Here is a 23,670-nt window from a genome sequence, read left to right on the forward strand (position 1 = left end):
ACTAGTCCACTAGGGTATAAAAATAAAGCCCTATTTTTGTAACAAAGCATAGAATTATTCGACTTATTCAGATAAAATAAATAATTATGAAAAAACTAGTTTATACGCTTGCATTTGCCTCTCTATTATGGAGTTGTAAACCATCCGCTAACAAATCATCTCAAATAGACGAGGTTCAAATCTCTGTTGATTTAAATGATGTTAAAGATGATAAAGTAATGGTTATTGTAACACCTCCATCTATTAAAACAGACAAAGTTACCTACCATATTCCAAAAATTATCCCAGGAACTTATTCTGAAGATGATTACGGTAAATTCATTGAAAATGTAAAAGCATACGATGCAAAAGGAAATGCATTGACCGTGGCGAAAGCCGATGATAATTCATGGACAATTAGCAATGCTAAAGCATTAGCAAAATTGACTTATTATGTAAATGACACTTATGATATTGAGGATAAACATGACGTATTTTCTCCAGCGGGAACGAACATTCTAGCAGGTGAAAACTTTATGTTGAACACGCATGCTTTCTTTGGTTATTTCTCAGACAAAAGCGAAGTACCGTACAAACTTACTATTACACATCCAGCAAGTTTATGGGGAGCAACTTCATTAAACGATGCTGATCCAAGTAATGAGAAAGACGTATTTACAACAAAACGTTATGCAGAACTGGTAGATAATCCTATCATGTACTCAAAACCAAATTATACTACTTTCAAAGTAGATGATATGGATATCCTAATCAGTGTGTATTCTCCAAATAATAAATATACTGCTGAGGATATTACTGCGGATATGAAAAAGATGATTACTGCTCAGAAGAAATTCTTAGGACCAATCAATTCTACTAAAAAATACAGCGTATTATTATACTTATCAGATACGAGTAAACCTGACGCAAAAGGCTTTGGAGCTTTGGAACACAATACTTCTACAACAGTTGTAATGCCAGAGATGATGCCAAAAGAAGCTTTGATAGAGCAAATGGTAGATGTCGTATCACATGAGTTTTTTCATATTGTAACACCATTAAGCGTACACTCTAAAGAAATTCAATACTTCAATTACAACACTCCCAATATGTCCGAACATTTATGGATGTACGAAGGAATCACTGAATATTTTGCAAACTTATTCCAAGTAAACCAAGGTTTAATTGATGATGATGCATTCTACAAAAGGATTGCTGAAAAAATTACTACTGCAAAACAATTTGGAGACATGAGTTTTACTTACATGAGTAAAAACATCTTGAAAAAACCGTACAAGGATTCTTACTACAATGTATACCAAAAAGGTACATTGATCGCCATGTGTCTAGACATTCAACTAAGAGAATTGAGTGGTGGTAAAAAAGGAATTCTAGATTTAATGCAAAAATTATCACATGAATATGGTAACAATAAACCATTTAATGATGAAGAATTGTTCAAGAAAATTACCGAATTAACCTATCCAGAAATTGGAACATTCCTAAATACCTATGTAGCAGGAGCAACACCAATTCCTTATGAAAAATATTTTGAAAAAGTAGGTGTATCATTTGGTACAGTAGAGACTACTGGAAATCCATTTATAAAAGACAACCAACCTTTTATCACAGTAGATCCTAATACAAAAGAAATTATTGTATTACCAAGTAATCCTTTAAATGATTTCTTCGTTTCATTAGGCATCAAAGGAAATGATATTATCCAGTCCATCAATGACACCAATTATAACCTTGACAACATTGACGATATGGTTATGATGAGTATGACTTCTATGAAAACCGGAGACCCAATTACGGTAAAAATAAAACGTAACGGAAAAGTACAAACCTTGAAAGGAACTGTAAAATTACCTGTTTTCGAATCCGAAGGACTTAAAGCTACAGATGATAGTAAAAAAGCACTTAGAGATGCTTGGTTAAGAGGATAATTCAACCTTAAAATCATTAGAAAGCCCCAACTTATTGTACTATAAATTGGGGCTTTTTTCTATTTCACAAAATTGCATTTATATCCAGAAAATAATGACACGACACAATGTACAATCATTCATATATTTTTGTTATTTTGCAACCCAATTATAAAAAGATAATCCTCGTTATTTTATGAAAAAATCTATTGTTGCCTTATTGACGTTATTTCTTATTATTGCTTGTAATAGCGACAAAAAAGACAAAAATCTTCACATTACTGGTACTGTAAAAGGCTTAAAAAAGGGAACTCTATATATTCAACGTTTTCAGGACAGCTCATTAGTAGCTTTGGATACCATTATTATGGATGGTAATTCAAACTTCGAAAGTGATATTCATTTGGATTCACCAGAAATGCTTTATCTATTCCTAGATCGTGGAGTAACAAATTCAATGGATAACAATATTTTGTTTTTTGCCGAACCAGGCAAAATGAACATCAGTACCGATATTGAATCATTCCTATCGAAAGTAAAAATCACAGGATCTAAGAATCAAGAGCTATATGATGAATTCAAAAAAATAAAAACTCGTTTTAATGACGAGCATCTTACACTCGTAGAAAGAAACATTAAAGCCCTGAAAGAAAACAATCCTGATACTTTAAGTAAACTACAACAAGACTACGACAAAGTAACATTGAGAAAATACCGTTATGCGGCTAACTTTGCTCTTACCAATGCAGACCATGAGATTGCTCCATATATTGCCTTAACGGAGATTTATGATGCTAATATCAAGTATTTGGATACCATTAAGAAATCGATGTCACCATCTGTAGCAAAATCTAAATACGGACAAAAATTGACAGAGTACATTGCCGAAAGAAAAAAGGAACAGAAATAATAGATTGTAAATCTATTCCAGCCATAAACAAAAAACCATCTGAATTATCAGATGGTTTTTTTATATTTTATAAAGAAAATTAAATCTTCTTGTCTTGTAATAACTTTTCTAATAAAGCAATTTTCTCTGCTTTCTCATTATCTAAACGTTCATACAATTCCACAATTTTATCTACTGGGTTAAAACTAAATGTTGAATGATTATGATTTCCAATTGTACCACCCGCTCCTGTACTAGTAACCTCAGCATTAAATGTATTGATATAACTAATGGTTGCTTCCTCAGTCATATTCTTAATAGCTTCTACAGGGATTTTCAATGCTTTGGCAATTTTATCCAAAACCTTTTCTTCAATTTCTTCTTTTTGCTCCAATACAGAGAAATTTTGCTGAGTCATCTCCAGTTCTACAGCAATCGCTTCTTGTTTCACTCCTAGCATTTCACGCAAACGTCTCACGTTTCGACCATGATGGTTTTTCTTGAATGGTATAGTATCAGCAGTCATAATAAAAATTGTTTTAATTGTTTCGAACCTAAACAAAAGTAAAAAGAATAATTGACTAAGCTTTCCCCTAGCGCAATAAATTAGTCGTAAAATACAAATTACAACCCTAGAAATACAAATTCTATTTGTAGACTACCCTTCTCAAATCTTATTCCTTTGTGACAATCAACCGTAATACAACTGAAGAATACAAGAACTACAGCATGTAGCATCCTCAGAATCTACCATTACACGAATCCAGCAAATGATCAAAATCGTAGATCAGATTCATCAAATCAATGCACTTCAGGTCGATTTACAATATTCTCAGAAAGAGTACAACGAGGTTTATAGTAAATTCAATCTTGTACTTTAGAATTTCAAAGAAATAATGATACGTCGTAACTTCCTATAACGAAAAAAGCACCTAACATAGTTAAGTGCTTTTTTTATTGAGCCGATAGAGGGACTCGAACCCACGACCTGCTGATTACAAATCAGCTGCTCTAGCCAGCTGAGCTACATCGGCCTTTTCAATACGGGTGCAAATATAATCTTGTTTTTAGAATTTCCAAATAAAAAACCAAAAAAATAATGTAAGATTAATCTGTATATAACGAAAAAGCGCCTAACCTAAGTTAAGCGCTTTATTATTGAGCCGATAGAGGGACTCGAACCCACGACCTGCTGATTACAAATCAGCTGCTCTAGCCAGCTGAGCTACATCGGCGTTATCAATACGGGTGCAAATATAATCCTGTTTTTAGAATTTCCAAAACAAATTTGCACTTTTTATTGATTTTTTTTTATTACAAGCTGTTGATTTTATCAACTAATTGATTAGCAACTTGTTCTAATTCTTGGTGAATTTGTTTGAAGTGAGATTTTTTGTCCTCTACTTTTCTATCGTTTACTTTTGTAATCAATGTGTCGAATGATTTGATAGCTTCATCAACGATAGCCTCAGATTCTACTGTTGGTTTTCCTACTGTCGACATCTCCCAAATATAAACCGCTTCAATAATATCTCCTAAAACAAAATTAATGTCTTTCTTTAAATTTCTAACGTTTGCCATTTTTATAAAATTTTAATTCGGTGCAAAACTACATATAATCTTTCTAATTAGGACTATGAAATAAATATTTCTAATACTTCTGCCTTACCTTCTAAGTTATAATGTGTTAGGTTTGCTGGGATTAATACTGTATCTCCTTTTTTATAAGAATATCGAACTCCATTACTATTAATGGTACATTCGCCTTCTATAATCATATAAACCGTAAAGGTTTCATTGGTTTTATGTACTTCCAAATTCTCATCTAAAACCAAATAATTTGTTGTAAAATATTGACATTCTACTATTAAATTATCCTGATTTATTGCTTTATCATACGGTCTTTCGGCATGACTTGGTGCATAATTAATAGCATCCAAAGCCAAATCTACATGCAATTCTCTTTCATTTCCAGCATCATCAAGCCTATCCCAATCGTATACGCGATAAGTTATATCCGAAGTCTGTTGGATTTCTGCCAAAACCACCCCGGCTCCTATAGCATGGATTGTTCCCGTTTCTAGAAAAAATGTATCTCCCTTTGCAACTTCAACTTCATTAAGAATCGATACTAAAGTTTTATCTGCTAAATGAGCTAGATATTTTTCCTGATTAGCTCCTTCTTTAAATCCGATGATTAATCGTGCTTTAGGATCGGCCTGCATCACATACCACATTTCGGTTTTACCAAAAGAATTATGTCGTTTACGGGCTAATTCATCATTAGGATGTACCTGAATCGACAAATCTTCCTTTGCATCAATATATTTAAACAACAATGGAAATTGTTCCCCAAATTGCTGTACTACTCTTGTTCCTAAAATTTCCGATGGAAAACGATGAATTAATCCATCCAAGGATTCTCCTTTATAAGCTCCTTCTGCCACTATACTAACATCTCCTTCTACAGTCGATATTTCCCAACTCTCACCGGCATTGCCCTCAAGAATAGATTTATTCAAAAGAGATTTCAATTTTGTTCCGCCCCATATTTTTTCTTTCAATATAGGAGTAAATGTCAAAGGATATAATTCAAAACTCATAATTACACTAATTTCTTTACAGCTTCCAATGCTTTAGGCAAATGCTTCCCCGCCAACATACTATCAAACATCAATTGCACAATTCCATTTTTATCAATCACATAGGTCACTCTACCCGGCAAAAGTCCAAATAAATTAGTAGGAACTCCAAATAATTTTCTAATTTTTTTATCTGAGTCAGAAAGTAAAACAAAAGGTAATTTATGCTTTTCAGCAAATGCTTGATGTGATTTTTCACTATCACTGCTAATACCGATTACCTCAGCACCCAAATCTGTAAATTCTTCGTACTGATCCCGAAAACTACAAGCTTGCAAAGTGCATCCTGGTGTATCATCCTTTGGATAAAAGTAGAGTACTATAACTTTATTTTGTAATGCTTCCGCACTATTAAAGTCTTTTCCATCTGCTGTTTTTGCAGTAAAAACAGGTATTTTGTCTCCTTCTTTTATCACGTTACTCTCCTTTATAACTCACGAAGTTTCGTGGTGTTTCATATAATGTCACTTCCAAATCTAAGGACATAGAAATTCTTTTTCTCACTTTATTCCATATCACTACAACGATATTCTCTGCTGTAGGATTCAAATCCTGAAATTCAGGAACATCTAAGTTTAAATTTTTATGATCAAACGGTATTTCGACCTCATCATAAATAATATCGCTCAAATCTTTTATGTCTATTACGTACCCCGTTTCTGGATTTATTGCACCCGTTACACTTACAATTAATTCGTAATTGTGTCCGTGAAAATTAGGGTTATTACATTTCCCAAATACTTCATCATTCTTCTCCGAAGACCAATCTTTTCTATACAAACGATGTGCTGCATTAAAATGTGCCTTCCTGCTTATCGTTACTCTCATATTTTATGATCTTCTAAATGGTGATAAAATTGGTCAAATATTATTTTAAACCAAACGGTGTATATATCAGGATGAACGAGCATATCTTCCTTGATCGCATCAATATCCATCCATTTCCAACTTTCTACTTCTTCGGGATTGATTACCGGATCATTCTCATAGGCTCCAATCATAACATGATCAAATTCATGCTCCGTTAGTCCATTATCAAATGGTGCTTTATAAATAAACGAAAATAATTCTTTCAGCTCCGTTTTGAATCCCATTTCTTCAAAAAGTCTTCTATCTCCCGCCTGAATATTAGTTTCTCCTTCTCGCTGATGACTACAACAAGTGTTCGTCCACAACAATGGAGAATGGTATTTTTGTTTTGCTCTTTGCTGTAGCATGATTTCGTTCTTATTGTTTAAAATAAAAACAGAAAATGCACGATGCAATAACGCCTTCTCATGCGCTTCAAGTTTCTCCATTAAACCAATCGGTTCATCCTTTTCATTTACCAATATAACTTTCTCTTCTTCCATAGTATAAATATAGCCTGCCAAAAATACAAAATAGGTTAATGCTTTCCTAAAAATAGCCTCTTTAGAAAGGAAATATTAACTAAAATAAAGCTCTAATATCCCGTATCAGAACTGAATTCAGTCATGTAAATAGTTTTTTATGAGTTTATTTCTCGAATCTAAAATACAGCAGTTACATCTATTGTCCTGCACATTTTTCGGCGCATTTCTCTCCATCTATCGCTGCCGATATGATTCCACCCGCATAACCTGCTCCCTCACCACAAGGATACAATCCTTTTACCTGAAGGTGCTCCAATGTGATTGGATCTCTAGGAATACGAACAGGTGATGATGTTCTTGATTCTGGCGCATGAAGTATAGCTTCATTAGTCAAATATCCTTTCATCGATTTACCAAAAGCGACAAATCCTTCTCGTAATGTTTGGCTTAAAAAGCCAGGAAATACTTCACCCATTTCTACCGAAGTAGTCCCGGGTACATAGGATGTTTTTGGTATAGAAGTAGAAACTTTATTCTGTGTAAAATCGACCATACGTTGTGCAGGAACTTTTTGGGTTTTTCCAGCTAAAATCCACGCATTTTGCTCGATACTTTTTTGAAATTCCATTCCTGCCAATGCTCCATGTTTTGCAAATGGCTTAAAATCCTCCATTGTCAATTCGATTACAATTCCTGAATTTGCTGTAATCTGATCTCTTTTTGACGGAGACCATCCATTCGTCACAACTTCTCCTGGACTGGTCGCGCAAGGTGCAATAACACCACCCGGACACATACAGAATGAATACATTCCTCTACCGCCTACTTGCTTTACAATAGCATAAGGTGCTGGTGGTAAATATTCACCTCGAAAATCACAACTGTATTGGATACTATCAATTAAGCTTTGCGGATGCTCCGCTCTAACGCCTAACGCAAATGGTTTTGCTTCAATCAGAACTTTTTTTCGATCTAATAATTCAAATATATCTCGGGCTGAGTGTCCTGTTGCTAAAATGATTTTATCCGCTAGAATGCGTTCATCATTTTGTGTAACAATACCTTCTACCTGATTGTTTTTTATTAGAATATCGGTAACACGGGTTTCAAAAAGTACTTTTCCTCCGTATTCAATTATTTTTTCTCGGATATCACTTATAATCTTAGGTAACTTATTTGTCCCAATGTGTGGATGCGCATCGATTAGAATATCATCTGAAGCACCAAAAGCTACAAACAATTCCAATACTCGATTCACATCTCCTCGTTTTTTGGAACGAGTATATAATTTCCCATCCGAATAAGTTCCTGCCCCTCCTTCTCCAAAACAGTAATTGGAATCCTCATCTACAATATGATCTCTATTGATAGATTTCAAATCACGACGTCTTCCTCTTACATCTTTTCCTCTCTCAATAAGAATTGGCTTTAATCCCAACTCAATTAATCTTAGGGCCGCAAACAATCCCGCAGGTCCAGCTCCTACAACAATTACTTCTTTTGCATTCGAAACATCTTTGTATTCTGGTAAATCTATTTTACTATCCGTAAAAGGTTCATCATCGAGATACACAGCCAGTTTTAAATTAATCTTTACCGATTTCTGACGCGCATCAATAGATCGTTTCAAGACAACACAATGCTTTATCCTGTCACTAGCTACTTTAAATAGTTTTGCAACATGATCTGTTAATATTATTTCTTGTGCTGCAACTTCAGGAACAACCTGAATCTGAATCTCTCTTGGCATACTGGAATTTTTGGCAAAAATAGTAATTTAGAATTTTAGTTTCCACATTATCTATGTTTTCAAAGGAATACAACTCTATTTTAAAGAAATACATTCTTCTTCCTTTCTTCATTACTGCAATTATTCTACGTGAAAACTTTGTAACTTTGTTCCAATTATAATTCGTTTATTCAAAACAATGTCTAGAAAAATAAAATTAATCTGGGATTTCCGTGGACCTGCTTCCGCAAAAACGGCTGAGCATCACGAAATCCATTTGAAAGAATATATCGCTATTGAAAAACTACCTTTAAACATTACAGGCTTTGAAATCTATTCTGATATGTACGCTATTGCTTTTATGGTCGTTACCGATCTGGAAATGATTGCTGTACGAGATGCTTTAAAACCACATCGCGGGGAATTGTACGAAGAGCCAATTCAATAATTTCACATAAAAAAAGCCCTATTTTGAATTCAAAAAAGGGCTTTTTTAATTTTAATTAGCTACTTCGCTAATGAATTTTATTCGCATCAATCGAAGTTCATCGAAATCATAATCTCCATCGAATTCCTTTAATGCATCTTGTATTTTATCTGATTCTGATTCCATAAAATACTCATGAATTTCTTCTTGTTGGTCTTCATCCAATAAATCATCAATCCAATATTTTATATTCAGTTTTGTTCCCGAATATACAATTTGTTCCATTTCCTTGATCAACACATCCATCGGAATCCCTTTGGCGGAAGCAATATCATTCAATGGTAATTTTCGATCTATATTTTGGATAATGTACAGTTTCAAAGCAGAGTTAGCTCCTGTAGACTTAACAACTAAATCATCTGGTCGAATAATATCATTATCTTCTACATAACGGGTAATTAAATCTACGAATTCCTTACCGTATTTTTTTGCTTTTCCTTCTCCTACACCGTGAACACTTCCTAATTCCTCAATATTCACTGGGTATTTTAAGGCCATATCTTCTAGTGATGGATCTTGAAACACCACAAACGGAGGAACACCTAACCTCTTCGCTACCTTTTTACGCAAGTCACGGAGCATCTCCATTAATTGAGCATCGGCTGTAGCAGATGATTTTGAAGCTGTGACGATAGCCTCATCTTCTGTTTCATTGTACTCATGGTCTTCTGACATCATAAAGGAAACTGGATTTTTTATAAATTCCTCTCCTTTTTTAGTCACTTTCAATATACCATAGGTCTCAATATCTTTTGACAATAACCCTTCTACCAATACTTGGCGAATTAATGCCATCCAATATTTTTCTTCGAAACTTGCTCCTTTTCCAAAAAATGCCTGAGCATCTGTTCTGTGAGCTTTTATCATCGCATTAACCTTGCCGATTAATGTGAAAATAATTTCTTTCGATTTATATAATTGTTTTGTATCACGCACAACTTGTAACAACATCGCTACTTGATCTTGCGCTTCTACTTTCTTTTTCGGATTTCGTACATTATCGTCCATATCTGCTCCATCTCCATGATCTCCATCAAATTCTTCTCCAAAGTAATGTAATAAGAATTTACGTCTAGACATCGATGTCTCTGCATAAGCAACTACTTCTTGTAATAATGCGTAACCTATTTCTTGTTCAGCCACTGGCTTACCAGACATGAATTTCTCTAGTTTTTCAATGTCTTTATACGAGTAATAAGCTAAGCAATGTCCTTCTCCTCCATCACGACCAGCTCTACCCGTTTCTTGGTAATAACTCTCAAGTGATTTTGGAATATCATGATGGATAACAAAACGAACATCGGGTTTATCGATTCCCATTCCAAATGCAATCGTTGCAACTACAACTTCTACATCTTCCATCAAAAACATATCTTGATGTTTTGCTCTGGTTTTAGCATCCAATCCCGCGTGGTAAGGGACAGCACTAATTCCATTGACTTGAAGTACTTGAGCAATTTCTTCTACTTTCTTTCTACTCAAACAATAAATTATCCCTGATTTTCCTTTATGTTGTTTGATAAATCGAATAATATCAGATTCAATATTTTTCGTTTTTGTTCGTACTTCATAATACAGATTGGGCCTGTTAAATGAAGCCTTAAAGGCATTTGCATTAGGCATATCCAAGTTTTTCAAGATATCTTCTTGAACTTTTGGTGTTGCCGTTGCGGTTAGCCCGATAATTGGAATTTCGCCTAATTGCTTTATAATATGCCTTAAGTTCCTATATTCTGGTCTAAAATCATGTCCCCATTCTGAAATACAGTGGGCTTCATCGATCGCAACAAAGGAAAGGGGTACATTTTTTAAAAAGGTAACATATTCTTCTTTGGTTAGTGACTCTGGAGCAACATAAAGCAACTTCGTTAAACCTGAAGTTATGTCTTTTTTTACTTGAGCAATTTCCGTTTTGGTAAGCGAAGAATTAAGCACGTGGGCGATTCCATTCTCTGAAGAAAGACTTCTTATGGCATCTACTTGATTTTTCATCAAGGCAATTAATGGTGAAACTACAATTGCAGTTCCTTCTTGCACAAGAGCAGGCAACTGGTAACAAAGAGACTTACCACCACCAGTGGGCATAATGACAAATGTGTTATTTCCGGTGATAATACTTTTGACGACTCCTTCTTGTAACCCTTTGAATTGGTTAAAACCAAAATACTTTTTTAACTCCTTGTGTAAGTCAATTTCGGTTGATTTCATTATTTATTAATGGTATTTTACATAAATTTGCACAATATAAAGATACGAATTTCTTTTATACACACAAATATTATAAAAAAACTGTTTTGGTAAATAAAGAGAACATCTTGGCACTAGCCAAAAAGACGATACTCACTGAAAGTGAAGCTATTGCAAAACTAACAGACTATCTAAATGATGACTTTGTTAAAACTACAGAAATCATATTTGCATCAAATGGCAGGCTAATCGTAACAGGAATTGGAAAAAGCGCAATCATTGCTCAAAAAATGGTAGCAACCTTTAATTCTACTGGGACTCCCTCCATTTTTTTACATGCTTCCGAAGCTATTCATGGCGACCTTGGAATGGTTCAACCTGGTGATGTCGTAATTTGCATTTCTAAGAGCGGAAATAGTCCTGAAATAAAAGCATTAGTACCGCTTTTGAAAAATTTTGGCAATACTTTAATTGCAATTACAGGTAACATCACTTCTTTTTTAGGTAAAGAATCCGATTATGTATTAAATACGTATGTAGAATCTGAGGCTTGTCCTTTAAATTTAGCGCCAACAAACAGCACAACTGCTCAACTAGTAATGGGAGATGCATTGGCCGTGTGTTTAATGGAATTAAGAGGTTTCAAAAATGAAGATTTTGCCAAATATCATCCTGGTGGTGCTTTAGGCAAAAAACTTTTGTTACGTGTTCGAGATATGCTTGGCAGCGCTCAAAAACCTATGGTTGCCCCAGATTCAAGTATAAAAAAGGCTATTGTAGAAATTTCAGAAAAAAGACTGGGTGTTACTGCAGTAGTAGAAAATCAAAAAGTTATTGGAATCATCACTGATGGTGATATCCGTAGAATGCTTAATGAACGTGATTCTTTTGGCGACTTAACAGCCAAAGATATCATGACAAAAAATCCAAAAATAATTAAATCCGATGCCATGGTGGTTGACGCTTTAAATATTCTAGAAGATAATTCAATTACACAATTGATCGTCACCGAAGATGATCAGTATGTAGGTGTGTTGCACTTGCATGACATTTTAAAAGAAGGGATAATATAATGGCAAAAAAAAACAAAAACGAGATGTCTTTCTTAGATCATCTTGAAGAACTGAGATGGTTATTGATTCGAAGTACAATTGCAATCGCCGTAGGTGGATGTGTGGCATACTTCTTTAGTGATTTCATTTTTAATGAAATTATTTTTGGACCAAAAGACCCTAATTTTGTAACCTACCGTTTCTTCTGTGATCTTGCCTTAAAATTTGGTCTTGATGAAGGTTTCTGTATTACAGAAATGCCTTTTGACATTCAAAGTAGAACAATGGCCGGGCAATTTAACGCTCACATTTGGACCTCTATTACGGCTGGTTTCATTGTAGCTTTCCCTTTTATTTTATGGGAATTTTGGAAATTCATATCTCCTGCTTTGTACGAAAAAGAGAGAAAAGGCGCAAGAGGATTCATCATCACTGCTTCTTTCTTGTTTTTCATTGGGGTATTATTTGGTTACTTCCTTATTACGCCACTATCTGTAAACTTCTTAGGAACCTACAACATTAGTAAAGTGGTTCATAATGATATCGATTTAGATTCCTATATTAGCTTAGTAAAAACTTCAACGTTAGCGTGTGGTCTAGTTTTTGAGCTACCAATATTGATTTACTTCTTGACTAAACTAGGACTTGTAACACCTGAGTTTTTAAGAAAGTACAGAAAAATTTCATTTGTTATTATTCTAATTATTGCGGCTATCATTACACCGCCAGACGTAGTAAGTCAAACAATTGTAACAATACCACTTGTTATCTTGTATGAGATTAGCATTTACATTTCAAAATGGGTTATAAACAAGCAAAAGAAAGAAGAAGAAAAAAATGAGCAACCTAGTTAACGAATTCAACGAGTATCGTCAGGAAATGAATGAAAAAATCCTGAATGACAACAATAAAATTATTAAGCGTATTTTCAATTTAGACACTAATGCTTACATGGAAGGTGCACTAGATGTTAAAACCAAAGAGCTTTTAGGTCTTGTAGCTTCTGCTGTACTTCGTTGTGATGATTGTATCAAATATCACTTGGAAACCAGTTATAAGCAAGGATTAACTAAAGCGGAGGTAATGGAAGCCTTAGGAATCGCTACATTAGTAGGGGGAACTATCGTTATTCCTCATTTGCGTAGAGCTTATGAATTCTGGGACGCTTTAGAAAATAATTAAACCGCATTCAAACTTTTATCTATAATGATTTTAAGAGCAGACAATTTAGTAAAAACCTATAAAGGCAGAAGTGTTGTAAAGGGTATCTCCGTTGAAGTGAATCAAGGTGAGATTGTGGGTCTTTTGGGACCTAATGGTGCTGGTAAAACTACTTCTTTCTACATGATTGTAGGCTTAGTAAAACCGAATAGTGGTACGATTTATCTTGACGATATGAATATCACCGATTTCCCAATGTACAAGAGAGCTCAACATGGTATCGGCTATCTTGCTCAGGAAGCATCTGTTTTTAGAAAATTAAGTATTGAAGATAATATTCTAAGTGTATTGCAATTAACGAAGCTTTCTAAGCAGGAACAGGTTGCAAAAATGGAATCCTTAATTTCTGAATTTAGCTTGGAGCATATCCGAACGAATAGAGGTGATTTACTTTCTGGTGGAGAAAGACGTCGTACTGAGATCGCAAGGGCCTTGGCTACGGATCCGAAATTCATTTTGCTAGATGAACCGTTTGCAGGAGTTGACCCTGTTGCCGTAGAAGATATTCAACGTATTGTTGCTCAATTGAAGAATAAAAACATTGGTATCTTAATTACGGATCACAACGTACAAGAAACATTGGCTATTACTGATAAAACTTATCTTATGTTTGAAGGGGGCATCTTGAAAGCAGGTGTTCCTGATGAATTAGTACAAGATGAAATGGTTCGTAAAGTATACTTGGGTCAGAATTTTGAATTACGTAAAAAGAAACTTGAATTTTAAATTCATTCTTTACCCTATAAAAAAAGAGTTTGTAATGATACAAGCTCTTTTTTTATAGCATTAATTTCCTATTGTGATATAATTTAATTGTGTTGGGGTTCCATTAAAAATATTCAGGTCAACATTTCCTTTTATCCCCTCTACTCTGGCTTTTTCTGTAAACTGCCAGAACAACCATTCGTCTCTTATTTCTTCTACAAAAAAATTATAATTGGCAATCCAATTGGTGTACTCACTAAATTCTTCATCAATGAATTCTTTGTAATAATGTTCTCCCGAATAAATAATTGGTTTTACACCATAATGTTCTTCTACTACATCCAACCATTTTTTCAATCCCACTTTTAATCGTTCCATAGATTGAACGCTGGAGATTCTTTCAATATCAAGTACTGGAGGTAAATCTCCTTTTTTTAATTTGACATTTTTAATGAAATTTTGCGCCTGCTCTAATGAGTTTTCATCAGCCCGATAGTAATGGTAAGCACCACGTATTAGTTTATTCTTCTTTGCTCCTACCCAGTTCTCTTTGAATTTTTTATCCACTCCATCTTTGCCAGCTGTTGCGCGAATAAACACAAATCGCATAGGAAAAGTATTTTCAACTGTATTGATTTTCTCCCATTTTATATCGCCTTGATAATGTGAAACATCAAAACCAAAAACTTTGTCTTCATGTCTATTTAATACTTCATAAATACGTACATCCGCAATTTTTTTGGCGGCAGCTTCATCGGTATTTTCTTTTGAAACTTTATCACTTTTAAAACCTAAGTAATAGGCTAATCCGTTACGAAATTGATACAATAATCCTATCGTTACAATAATAACTAAAACCGTCACAGTAATTGTGACTACTTTATTTACCAATGAAGATTTTTTCTTTTTAGGAGTTGGTTTTCGTTTTGGAGATACTGGTTTTCTCTTGGTTACTTTCTTCATGCAAGACGAAAACGATTATTTTTTCTGAAGTGAATTTGTAACCACAGACATTATAATATACGTTATAATCAATAATGGAATTCCTAAGAATTGGAAGAATAACAGTAGTAATAATGATATCAACAAGAAGATGATTTGAATCCCATTTGCTTTTAAATCAAAGCTTTTAATTTTCAATGAAAATAATGGAATTTCTGCATTTAAAATGAAAGCACTTAAAACGGTAATGAATAACAAAACCCACTGATTACTTAATGCTGCAGTAATAAACTCATAGGATGTTGTTTCTAAAACTAGTGGTAAACTCAAAATAAATAAAGCATTGGCTGGTGTAGGTAAACCGATAAAAGAAGAGGTTTGTCTTTTATCCAAATTAAATCTCGCCAAACGCATACATGATCCTAATGTGATGATAAATCCTAAGAAGGGAACAAATGTATTAGTTAAATCTAAAGCATTAATATCGGTAGTTCCTGTTTGACATTTTGCCAACAGAAAAAACATTCCAACTCCAGGCACTACACCACTGGTAACCATATCTGCTAATGAATCTAATTGCAAACCTAATTCACTTTGTACTTTTAGAATTCGGGCAAAAAAACCATCAAAAAAGTCCAGAAAAATACCAATACATACCCAATAAAAAGCCCATTCAAAGTTGGACTGAAAAGCAAAGACTAAAGCAATACAGCCTGAGAATAGATTAAGTAAAGTAATTGTATTTGGAATTTGAGATTTTAATTGCATCGCATCGTTATTTTATTATTCAAGCCTACAAATTTAGCACAATAAGTTAATACATAATAGAGTTTATTACATGATATTAAATTTTTATTGTTTTAACATAACAACAAGTATTAAATTGATAAAAATGGCTGATTTTACAATACAATTTTCGTTATTGCTATCTCAAATTTTTATTTAATATTTGTATAAAATAATTTACATTGAAAAAAAGTCTTTTACTCATTCTATTATTGGTATTTTCAGCTACTTACAGTCAAGCCGTCAGAAAGTACTCTAATGAATTCATGAATATTGGAGTTGATGCTGCTGCACTTGGTATGTCTAATGCTGTAGTTGCAAGCACAGGCAATGTAAATTCTGGTTATTGGAATCCTGCAGGTTTAATTAAAGTAGAGGATAAACAAGTCTCATTAATGCACGCTAGTTATTTTGCAAATATTGCTCAATATGATTACGCTGCCTTTGCAATGCCTATCGATGACCGAAGTGCTTTTGGTATTTCTATGATTCGTTTTGGTGTTGATGATATTTTAAACACTACTGAATTAATTGACAGTGAAGGTAATATTGACTACAATCGTATTAGCTTGTTTTCAACTGCCGATTATGGCATTACTTTCTCTTATGCACGTAAACTACCGCTTGATGGTTTTAATTATGGTGTAAATGCAAAGGTTATTCGTAGAATCATTGGAGATTTTGCAACGTCTTGGGGTTTTGGTTTTGATGTTGGAATACAGTATGAAAGTAGTGGATGGCAGTTTGGTATTATGTTAAGAGATATAACTACGACTTATAATGTTTGGAATATCAACGAACAGGCTTACGCCAAAATAAAAGATGCTATACCAGGGCAAAATCAAGAATTACCTGAAAGCACCGAAATTACACTTCCAAAAGCACAGATTGGAATGGCGAAGAAGTTTATCTTTCATTACGACTATAGTTTATTGGCTGCAGCCAACTTAAACATGCGTTTTGCCAGAACAAATGATATTATCTCAACAGATGTTGTTAGTATTGATCCTGCCATCGGTTTTGAATTTGGATATACTGATTTAGTTTTCCTTAGAGCTGGTGCTGGTAATTTTCAAAATGTAAAACAGATTGACAATACAGAAAAAATTGGTTTTCAACCTAATATTGGATTAGGCTTTAAATATAAGGGCATTCAAATTGACTATGCACTTACCGATATTGGGGATCAAAGTGTGGCACTTTACTCAAATATTTTTTCATTAACTATTGACTTAGGAATTTTTAGATAACAAAATGACTTTATTAAAAAAACCTTTTTTCCTGTCTACACTATCGGGCTTATTATTGGCTTTTAGTTGGCCTACTTATGGTTTCCCTCTACTCTTATTTCTCGCTTTTATTCCTTTATTATTTGCTGAAAAACAATTCCGAGACACTCACAAAAAAGTAAAATTTAAAGTTTGGATTCATGCATATTGGTCTTTCTTTATTTGGAATCTTATTGCGACATACTGGCTTTACTACTCTACACTTTTCGGAATGTTATTTGCTATCTTAGTGAATACATTACTCATGAGTTTAGTGTTTTTAATGTATCATTTGGCTGCTAAACGACTTTCTCAAAAAGCAAGTTTATTATTCTTAATCTGCTTTTGGATTTGTTTTGAAAAATTCCATCTTAACTGGGATTTCTCTTGGCCATGGCTTAATCTAGGGAATGGGTTCTCGGATTATGTACAATGGATTCAATGGTATGAGTACACAGGGACATTTGGCGGAACATTGTGGGTATTGGCTGTAAATGCCTTTACATTCTACTTATTATCTACTAATAGTACTAAAACTTATATTCTAAAAAATATATTTCCAAAATGGTCTTTGGCGGTAGCAATTCCTATTATACTTTCCCTTTGGATCTATACATCTTACGAATCGAAAGGTGAAACTAAAGAAGTAATTGTTTTGCAACCCAATGTAGATCCATACACTGAAAAGTATGAAACTCGAAATATTGATGTTGCTATAGGTCTTCTTGCACAAACAAATGAAATCATAACTCCGAACACAGAGTTTATTCTGGCTCCAGAAACTGTTTTGGCAGAAAACATACCTTTTAGTGCTTTTCCAACTTCTGATGTTCGACGCTTATTAGCAACTTATGTTCAGCAACATCCAAAAGCTCAATTTTTATGGGGAATAGATACCTATGACTTACTATTTAATGTACAGGATTTAAACCCTTCTTCTAATAAGGTTCGTGAAGATTTATGGGTGAATTTCTACAATGCTGCTTTATTTATTAATCAACAATATGATTTTCAAAAGTATAATAAATCTAAGCTTGTAGTGGGTATTGAAAACTTACCTTACAAAAGTGTACTAGAGCCTTTACTGGGTAATGTTATGATTAATCTTGGCGGTACGGTTTCTACCAAAACCACACAGCAAGAGCGTTCAGTATTTACAGCAAATGACAACACTAAGGTTGCTCCTATTATATGCTATGAATCTATTTATGGTGAATTTGTTACCGGCTACGTTAAAAATGGCGCTCAATTTCTAGCCATTATAACGAATGATGCTTGGTGGAGTGATACACAAGGTCATAAACAGCATTTAAGTCTCGCACGTCTAAGAGCAATCGAAACCAGAAGAGATATTGCAAGAAGTGCTAATACTGGAATTTCAGGTTTTATAAATCAAAAGGGTGACATAACACAACAATCTAAGTATAATGAAAAAACAGCTTTGTTAGGTAAAGTACAATTGAATGATAAAGAAACTTTCTATGTACGATTTGGAGATTACATCCCAAGAATAGCTGGAATCTCAATCATACTATTAATTCTAATTTCTTTATTTCGTAAGAAGAAAAAGGTTTTATCTTAAAAAAAGATTCAGACACAAAAAAAGGCTCATAATAATTTATGAGCCTTTTTTTGTATTTACTATATTTCTTTAGTCTAATTTTTCGAATGTTGAATTCATACTTTTAAACTCCGGAACTAATTTCTTCATATCAGTCACAATGCTATGATTGTCATACGAACTCGCTTTATGAATAAGAGCTTCAATTGCCACATTTAATATTTCAAATTCCTCATGCATTTCTTGAGCAATCATAATCTTATTATGATGTGTTGGTAGGGTCTTAGAAGAATTATTCAGTAATTCTTCATATAACTTCTCACCTGGACGTAATCCAACAATTTTAATCTTAATTTCTTTATCTGGAATAAAACCGGCAAGTCGAATCATTTTATACGCTAAATCAATAATCTTAACAGGTTTTCCCATATCAAAAATATAGATTTCACCTCCATTACCCATAGCTCCTGCCTCTAATACTAGCTGACAAGCTTCTGGTATGGTCATAAAATATCGAATAATATCTGGGTGTGTAATTGTTATTGGACCACCACTTGCAATTTGCTTCGTAAATAATGGTACTACTGAGCCATTTGAACCTAATACGTTTCCAAAACGGGTTGTAATATATTTTGTTTTACCTTTCCCTCCATTTTCGTTACTGCATTTGAAGTGTAAAGCTTGTACATATTTTTCTGCAATACGTTTACTTGCTCCCATCACATTACTTGGATTTACTGCTTTGTCAGTAGAAACCATTACGAATTTTGATACTTTATACTGGTAGGCTAAATCGGCAATATTCTTTGTCCCCATAACATTTGCATATACTGCCTGTGCTGGGTTTTCTTCCATTAACGGAACATGTTTATAGGCTGCTGCATGGTATACAACATCGGGCTTGAATTGTTTAAAAACCTGATCGACTGCCTGTTTATTTCTTATATCTGCAATGATTGGATAAATCTCCGCTTTATTTGTTTTCTTTTGTATCTCTAAAAACAAATTATGTAGGGGTGTTTCTGCCTGATCTAATACTATTACTTTTGCTGGATTAAAACCGATTACCTGCCATACAATTTCACTACCTATTGATCCTGCTGCACCTGTGATTAATACTGTTTTATCTTTAATTTGTTTAGAAATAGCCTGACTATCTAATGTTATAGGTTTTCTTTCTAGTAAATCTTCAATTTGAAAGTTCTTTACTTTTTTAGATATTTCTTGTTTATTCTCCCAGTCTGTTATTAATGGTACCGTATACACATTGTATCCAAATTCTAAGCATTCATCGACTAAAACCAACTGTTCTTCTTTCGTCAAACTTTTATCCGCTATAATTAAGGCTTCAGCACCTTTTGAACGCATTAAAACTGATACTTTTTTATTTTGATACAGAATAGGTAAATCTAGAATTCTCTTTGATGTATTATGATTGTTCTTATTGATGAATGCTACTAATTTGAATCTCGTTGGTACTTCGGATCGCAATGCATTGGCAACCGCTATTGCATTTGCATCAGAACCATAAATCATTGCCCGGATTAATTTAGCATCTTTTTTATCGTTAAAATAGCGTTCAAAAACTTGTTTGACCATTATTCGATAAGAGAATAGAGCACAAAACGATAATACGAAATTTAGAAAAAGTCCTGTATTTAGGAATATCTTCCCATGATTTGTCATGAGAAAAACAAAGTTTATCACTAAAAAGACAAAAAGGGTTCCCATTTGGGAAAAGAAAATTTTCACAGCATCGATAAATGATGAGTGTCTAATGATCCCTGAATATATTCTGAAAACTCTAAAAAAGAATAAATTAACGAGTAAATATACTACGGCTCCGGAAAGCATATAAGATTCCCGAATAGGATTAAGCCCCATCCCATCTAATAACCAATTTGTAACGATACCTGTTCCAAAAACAATCGTCATGTCTAGCATTAAAATAATCCATCTTGGTAAATAATCTAAATTACTTATACTTAAAGTGGATTTACTAAAGGATAACATTTGTTTTATGACAGATTTAATATCTGCATTCTGGTCATGATTCATATAGAATATTGCTACGTTTTGAAGTAAGCTCCTTATTTTAGATTCTTGATTATTAGATTGCGCAAAAATAGACTTTAAAAAAAATTTAACAAAAAAATAAAGCCTGCATTCTATTAAAATTGATAAATCATTAATTACTAAATTTCAAAAATATCTGTTTTCAACAAAATCACAAATAATTTAGCAATTATTATACCATTTAACATTTAGTAACATTGAAGTAACCTTGTTTATTGTCCAGAAACATGTTACAAGTTACAAAAAAATAGCTCATTACTAACAATTTGCTAATTATCTTAAAATTACGGGACTAATTTTTTCCATAAAAAAAGTTCAGAAAAACTGAACCTTTTTTATTTTTTTTTGAACTTTTACCTAATTCTTAAGGTTTATTGTTCTAATTGTTTGATACAAACCTGTAAACTATCTTTATAATAAGGAACAGTGATTCCGAATGTTTCTTTTATTTTACTTTTATCTAATAGTGAGTATGCTGGTCTTTTTGCTGGTGTAGGGTAATTTGAAGCAGGTATACCTGTTACTTCACAATTACTGTTTATAATTGATTTAATATCTTTTGCAAAATCAAACCAACTTATTTCTCCTTCATTTGAGAAGTGATATAAACCGGATACCCAATTTTTATTGTGGATAATTTCCACAATAACATGTGCCAAATCTCCTGCGTATGTTGGAGATCCTATTTGATCGTTCACTACACTAATTGAATCTCTTTCATTCATTAGTCGCATCATGGTTTTTACAAAATTATTTCCATACTCAGAATATACCCATGCAGTTCTAATAATAATACTTTCTTTATTATTAGCCATACACGCTAATTCTCCATCTAATTTTGTCTTCCCATATACATTTATTGGGCCTGTTAAAGCATCTTCTTTTAATGGAATGGATGATGTTCCATCAAACACATAATCCGTCGAAACATGGACTAGCTTACAATTGTATTTTGTACAACATTCTGCTATAACTCCCACAGCAGTATGATTGATTATATCTGCCAATTCAACATCAGTTTCTGCTTTATCAACTGCAGTATAAGCTGCACAATTAATACAATAGTCTGGTTTTAATTGTTCAAAACAATCTTGAATTGCTTTAGAGTCTTCTAATGATAATGTATCACGATCTGTGAATGTAAAATCGAATTCTGGGTATAAATGTGCTATCTTTTTAATCTCACTTCCTAGCTGCCCGTATGCCCCAGTTACTAATATTTTTTTCATATTTAAATTTAAAATGACCAATCAATCGTATCAAACGAGCCTAATACCAAATCTTTTTCAGAAACAATCGCATCTTCTGGAGCTACTTTCCAATCAATATTTAATGTTGGATCATCATAACGAATTCCTCGTTCACTATCTTTATGGTATAGCTGATCTACTTTATAGGATACTGAAGCTTCTCCACTCAATACAGAAAACCCATGAGCAAATCCTTGTGGAACTAATAATTGCTTTTTATTTTCTGCACTTAAAACGATACTAAAATGCTGGCCATATGTTGGAGAATCTTTTCTTAAATCTACAGCAACATCTAAAATCTCACCTTGTAATGCACGAACTAATTTTGTTTGTGCATATGGTGTTAATTGTAAATGTAATCCTCTAATTACTCCTTTTTTCGAATAGGACTGATTATCTTGTACAAATTTTATATTAATACCATTTTTTGTAAATGCTGCTTCATTATAGGACTCAAAAAAATATCCTCTCTCATCTTCATATACATTTGGTGTGATCACCACTAAATCTTTTATAAATGTTTCTTCTACTTTCATGCTTACAGCTTTTATCTTATTATTATTTTATCGTTAATTGAAAAACGATATGTCTTTATGTTCTTATAAAAAGGCAAATATAGAAATTTCACCTTAATGGATACTCATTCCATCATAGTTGAATGACAGGGATTCAATCAAAAATATTATTTCGTTTTTTTATGAAATAAAACTTTAAAAAGTATAATGCGATCAATGGCAATAAAATTAATGCAAAAACCACAACTACATTAACAGATTGGTATAACAAGATAACCAGCATTGAAATAATAATCTGCATACACCCATATAATACAGACACAACCCGATGTTGAATTTTGCATTCATTGCTTAAAATTTGATAAAAATGTAAACGGTGTGCTTCAAATATATTTTGTTTTAAATAAAGCCTATGTAATATTGTACATACTGTATCAACTCCATATACTCCTAAAAACAACAACCAAATTATTGAGTCTGTAACGATTATTAATCTTAATAGCAGGTAAATAATCCAAAAAGCGATTGCAATACTGCCTACATCCCCTGCAAAACACTTTGCTCTTTTTCTAAAATTAAAAAACAAAAAAACAATGCTTGCCAATGCAGGATACAATATCATATTCACATCTGTAAAGTGGATAATGTATTCGTTTACATAAAAAAATGATCCCATTACCACTAATGTATACAAGCCTGTTATTCCATTAATTCCATCCATAAAATTATAGGCATTGATAATGCCAATGGCAAAAACATATGTCATTATTATACCCCAAATTGGCATTATATCAAAAACTGTTAGATTGTAGAAAATCAATGTTATTGCTATAAAATGAACAGAAATACGGATACGATTTGGGAGATTTTTTATATCGTCCCAAAAACTAACCAGACTAACTAACGTAATACCTGCAAAAAACAAAAAGCTTGTTTCAATATGTCTAGCGAAATACAATAGAGCAGTAATCCAAAATATTATTCCTCCACCTCTTAATGTAATTTCTGTATGCGAACTTCTCTCATTTGGTTTATCAATAATATTAAAATGATTCGCTACTTTAAAGTAAAGTATCATTAATCCAAATAATATTATTGTAATAAAAATATATTCCATTT

The 23,670-nt window shown here is 33.1% G+C and carries 23 protein-coding genes and 2 tRNA genes; 9 read left to right on the forward strand and 16 right to left on the reverse strand.

Annotated elements, in window-relative coordinates; translation table 11 throughout:
• The first annotated feature begins 86 nt into the window (after nt 1-86).
• Nucleotides 87-1,928, forward strand: a complete 1,842-nt coding sequence (locus tag P6733_RS13815) for a M61 family metallopeptidase (protein WP_306353513.1) — start codon at nt 87-89, stop codon at nt 1,926-1,928.
• A gap of 175 nt (nt 1,929-2,103) precedes the next feature.
• Nucleotides 2,104-2,817 carry a DUF4369 domain-containing protein gene (locus P6733_RS13820; protein WP_306353514.1) on the forward strand — a complete coding sequence of 238 codons (714 nt, stop codon included), beginning with the start codon at nt 2,104-2,106 and terminating at the stop codon, nt 2,815-2,817.
• A 79-nt stretch (nt 2,818-2,896) separates the two neighbouring features.
• On the opposite strand, the gene P6733_RS13825 is transcribed toward P6733_RS13820, so the two are convergent.
• The 9 genes from P6733_RS13825 to P6733_RS13865 all read right to left on the reverse strand — a co-directional run bounded on the left by P6733_RS13825 (nt 2,897) and on the right by P6733_RS13865 (nt 8,522).
• The gene (locus P6733_RS13825; protein WP_306353515.1) at nt 2,897-3,322 is read right to left on the reverse strand and encodes a helix-turn-helix domain-containing protein; all 426 of its coding nucleotides are present in this window, start codon (nt 3,320-3,322) and stop codon (nt 2,897-2,899) included.
• A 434-nt stretch (nt 3,323-3,756) separates the two neighbouring features.
• Nucleotides 3,757-3,830, reverse strand: a tRNA-Thr gene (locus tag P6733_RS13830).
• Between the two features lie 127 nt (nt 3,831-3,957).
• Nucleotides 3,958-4,031 (reverse strand) — tRNA-Thr (locus tag P6733_RS13835).
• Nucleotides 4,032-4,110: 79 nt separating this feature from the next.
• Entirely contained in the window at nt 4,111-4,377 is a 267-nt protein-coding gene (locus P6733_RS13840) for a hypothetical protein (protein WP_306353517.1), read from the reverse strand.
• Nucleotides 4,378-4,430: 53 nt separating this feature from the next.
• Nucleotides 4,431-5,399, reverse strand: a complete 969-nt coding sequence (locus P6733_RS13845; RefSeq protein WP_306353519.1) for a type I phosphomannose isomerase catalytic subunit — start codon at nt 5,397-5,399, stop codon at nt 4,431-4,433.
• Nucleotides 5,400-5,401: 2 nt separating this feature from the next.
• Nucleotides 5,402-5,854, reverse strand: a complete 453-nt coding sequence (locus P6733_RS13850; protein WP_306353521.1) for a peroxiredoxin — start codon at nt 5,852-5,854, stop codon at nt 5,402-5,404.
• A gap of 1 nt (nt 5,855) precedes the next feature.
• Complete coding sequence (locus P6733_RS13855; RefSeq protein ID WP_306353522.1) at nt 5,856-6,266, reverse strand: 6-pyruvoyl trahydropterin synthase family protein; 411 nt, start codon at nt 6,264-6,266, stop codon at nt 5,856-5,858.
• Nucleotides 6,263-6,790: an isopentenyl-diphosphate Delta-isomerase gene (idi, locus tag P6733_RS13860; RefSeq protein WP_306353523.1), complete on the reverse strand. Its 528-nt coding sequence runs from the start codon at nt 6,788-6,790 to the stop codon at nt 6,263-6,265. The genes P6733_RS13855 and idi overlap by 4 nt, the downstream gene beginning before the upstream one ends.
• Before the next feature lie 178 nt (nt 6,791-6,968).
• The gene (locus tag P6733_RS13865) at nt 6,969-8,522 is read right to left on the reverse strand and encodes an NAD(P)/FAD-dependent oxidoreductase (protein WP_306353524.1); all 1,554 of its coding nucleotides are present in this window, start codon (nt 8,520-8,522) and stop codon (nt 6,969-6,971) included.
• Nucleotides 8,523-8,700: 178 nt separating this feature from the next.
• On the opposite strand from P6733_RS13865, the gene P6733_RS13870 reads away from it, so the two are divergent.
• Complete coding sequence (locus P6733_RS13870) at nt 8,701-8,949, forward strand: hypothetical protein (protein WP_306353526.1); 249 nt, start codon at nt 8,701-8,703, stop codon at nt 8,947-8,949.
• Nucleotides 8,950-9,000: 51 nt separating this feature from the next.
• Here P6733_RS13870 and recQ read toward each other — a convergent pair whose 3' ends face one another.
• Nucleotides 9,001-11,196, reverse strand: a complete 2,196-nt coding sequence (gene recQ, locus P6733_RS13875; protein ID WP_306353528.1) for a DNA helicase RecQ — start codon at nt 11,194-11,196, stop codon at nt 9,001-9,003.
• A gap of 86 nt (nt 11,197-11,282) precedes the next feature.
• Here recQ and P6733_RS13880 point away from each other — a divergent pair, with 86 nt between their 5' ends.
• The 4 genes from P6733_RS13880 to lptB are packed head-to-tail and all read left to right on the forward strand — an operon-like array spanning nt 11,283 to nt 14,174.
• Nucleotides 11,283-12,248, forward strand: a complete 966-nt coding sequence (locus P6733_RS13880; protein ID WP_306353529.1) for a KpsF/GutQ family sugar-phosphate isomerase — start codon at nt 11,283-11,285, stop codon at nt 12,246-12,248.
• Entirely contained in the window at nt 12,248-13,081 is an 834-nt protein-coding gene (gene tatC, locus P6733_RS13885) for a twin-arginine translocase subunit TatC (RefSeq protein WP_306353531.1), read from the forward strand. The genes P6733_RS13880 and tatC overlap by 1 nt, the downstream gene beginning before the upstream one ends.
• Entirely contained in the window at nt 13,065-13,409 is a 345-nt protein-coding gene (locus P6733_RS13890; RefSeq protein WP_306353533.1) for a carboxymuconolactone decarboxylase family protein, read from the forward strand. Before tatC ends, P6733_RS13890 begins: the two co-directional genes overlap by 17 nt.
• A 24-nt stretch (nt 13,410-13,433) precedes the next feature.
• Nucleotides 13,434-14,174: an LPS export ABC transporter ATP-binding protein gene (gene lptB, locus P6733_RS13895; RefSeq protein ID WP_306353534.1), complete on the forward strand. Its 741-nt coding sequence runs from the start codon at nt 13,434-13,436 to the stop codon at nt 14,172-14,174.
• A 60-nt stretch (nt 14,175-14,234) separates the two neighbouring features.
• Here the strand turns inward: lptB and P6733_RS13900 are convergent, their stop codons facing one another.
• Both P6733_RS13900 and P6733_RS13905 read right to left on the reverse strand, forming a co-directional pair.
• Nucleotides 14,235-15,116: a glycoside hydrolase family 25 protein gene (locus P6733_RS13900; protein ID WP_306353535.1), complete on the reverse strand. Its 882-nt coding sequence runs from the start codon at nt 15,114-15,116 to the stop codon at nt 14,235-14,237.
• 15 nt (nt 15,117-15,131) lie between these two features.
• The gene (locus P6733_RS13905) at nt 15,132-15,863 is read right to left on the reverse strand and encodes a CDP-alcohol phosphatidyltransferase family protein (RefSeq protein WP_306353536.1); all 732 of its coding nucleotides are present in this window, start codon (nt 15,861-15,863) and stop codon (nt 15,132-15,134) included.
• A 200-nt stretch (nt 15,864-16,063) separates the two neighbouring features.
• Between P6733_RS13905 and P6733_RS13910 the strand changes: the two genes are divergently transcribed.
• Nucleotides 16,064-17,131, forward strand: coding sequence for a putative type IX sorting system protein PorV2 (locus P6733_RS13910; RefSeq protein ID WP_459553641.1), 1,068 nt, complete (start codon nt 16,064-16,066; stop codon nt 17,129-17,131).
• Nucleotides 17,132-17,135: 4 nt separating this feature from the next.
• Entirely contained in the window at nt 17,136-18,731 is a 1,596-nt protein-coding gene (gene lnt, locus P6733_RS13915) for an apolipoprotein N-acyltransferase (protein ID WP_306353537.1), read from the forward strand.
• Nucleotides 18,732-18,800: 69 nt separating this feature from the next.
• On the opposite strand, the gene P6733_RS13920 is transcribed toward lnt, so the two are convergent.
• From P6733_RS13920 to P6733_RS13935, 4 genes are all read right to left on the reverse strand, one after another.
• Complete coding sequence (locus tag P6733_RS13920; protein WP_306353538.1) at nt 18,801-20,768, reverse strand: polysaccharide biosynthesis protein; 1,968 nt, start codon at nt 20,766-20,768, stop codon at nt 18,801-18,803.
• A gap of 389 nt (nt 20,769-21,157) precedes the next feature.
• Nucleotides 21,158-22,015 carry a dTDP-4-dehydrorhamnose reductase gene (gene rfbD, locus P6733_RS13925; RefSeq protein WP_306353539.1) on the reverse strand — a complete coding sequence of 286 codons (858 nt, stop codon included), beginning with the start codon at nt 22,013-22,015 and terminating at the stop codon, nt 21,158-21,160.
• 8 nt (nt 22,016-22,023) lie between these two features.
• Complete coding sequence (rfbC, locus tag P6733_RS13930; protein WP_306353540.1) at nt 22,024-22,572, reverse strand: dTDP-4-dehydrorhamnose 3,5-epimerase; 549 nt, start codon at nt 22,570-22,572, stop codon at nt 22,024-22,026.
• Between the two features lie 133 nt (nt 22,573-22,705).
• Nucleotides 22,706-23,668, reverse strand: a complete 963-nt coding sequence (locus P6733_RS13935; protein ID WP_306353541.1) for an MraY family glycosyltransferase — start codon at nt 23,666-23,668, stop codon at nt 22,706-22,708.
• Between the last annotated feature and the right edge of the window lie 2 nt (nt 23,669-23,670).

The sequence above is a fragment of the Flavobacterium aerium genome, from assembly GCF_030766725.1.
GTDB lineage: Bacteria > Bacteroidota > Bacteroidia > Flavobacteriales > Flavobacteriaceae > Flavobacterium > Flavobacterium aerium.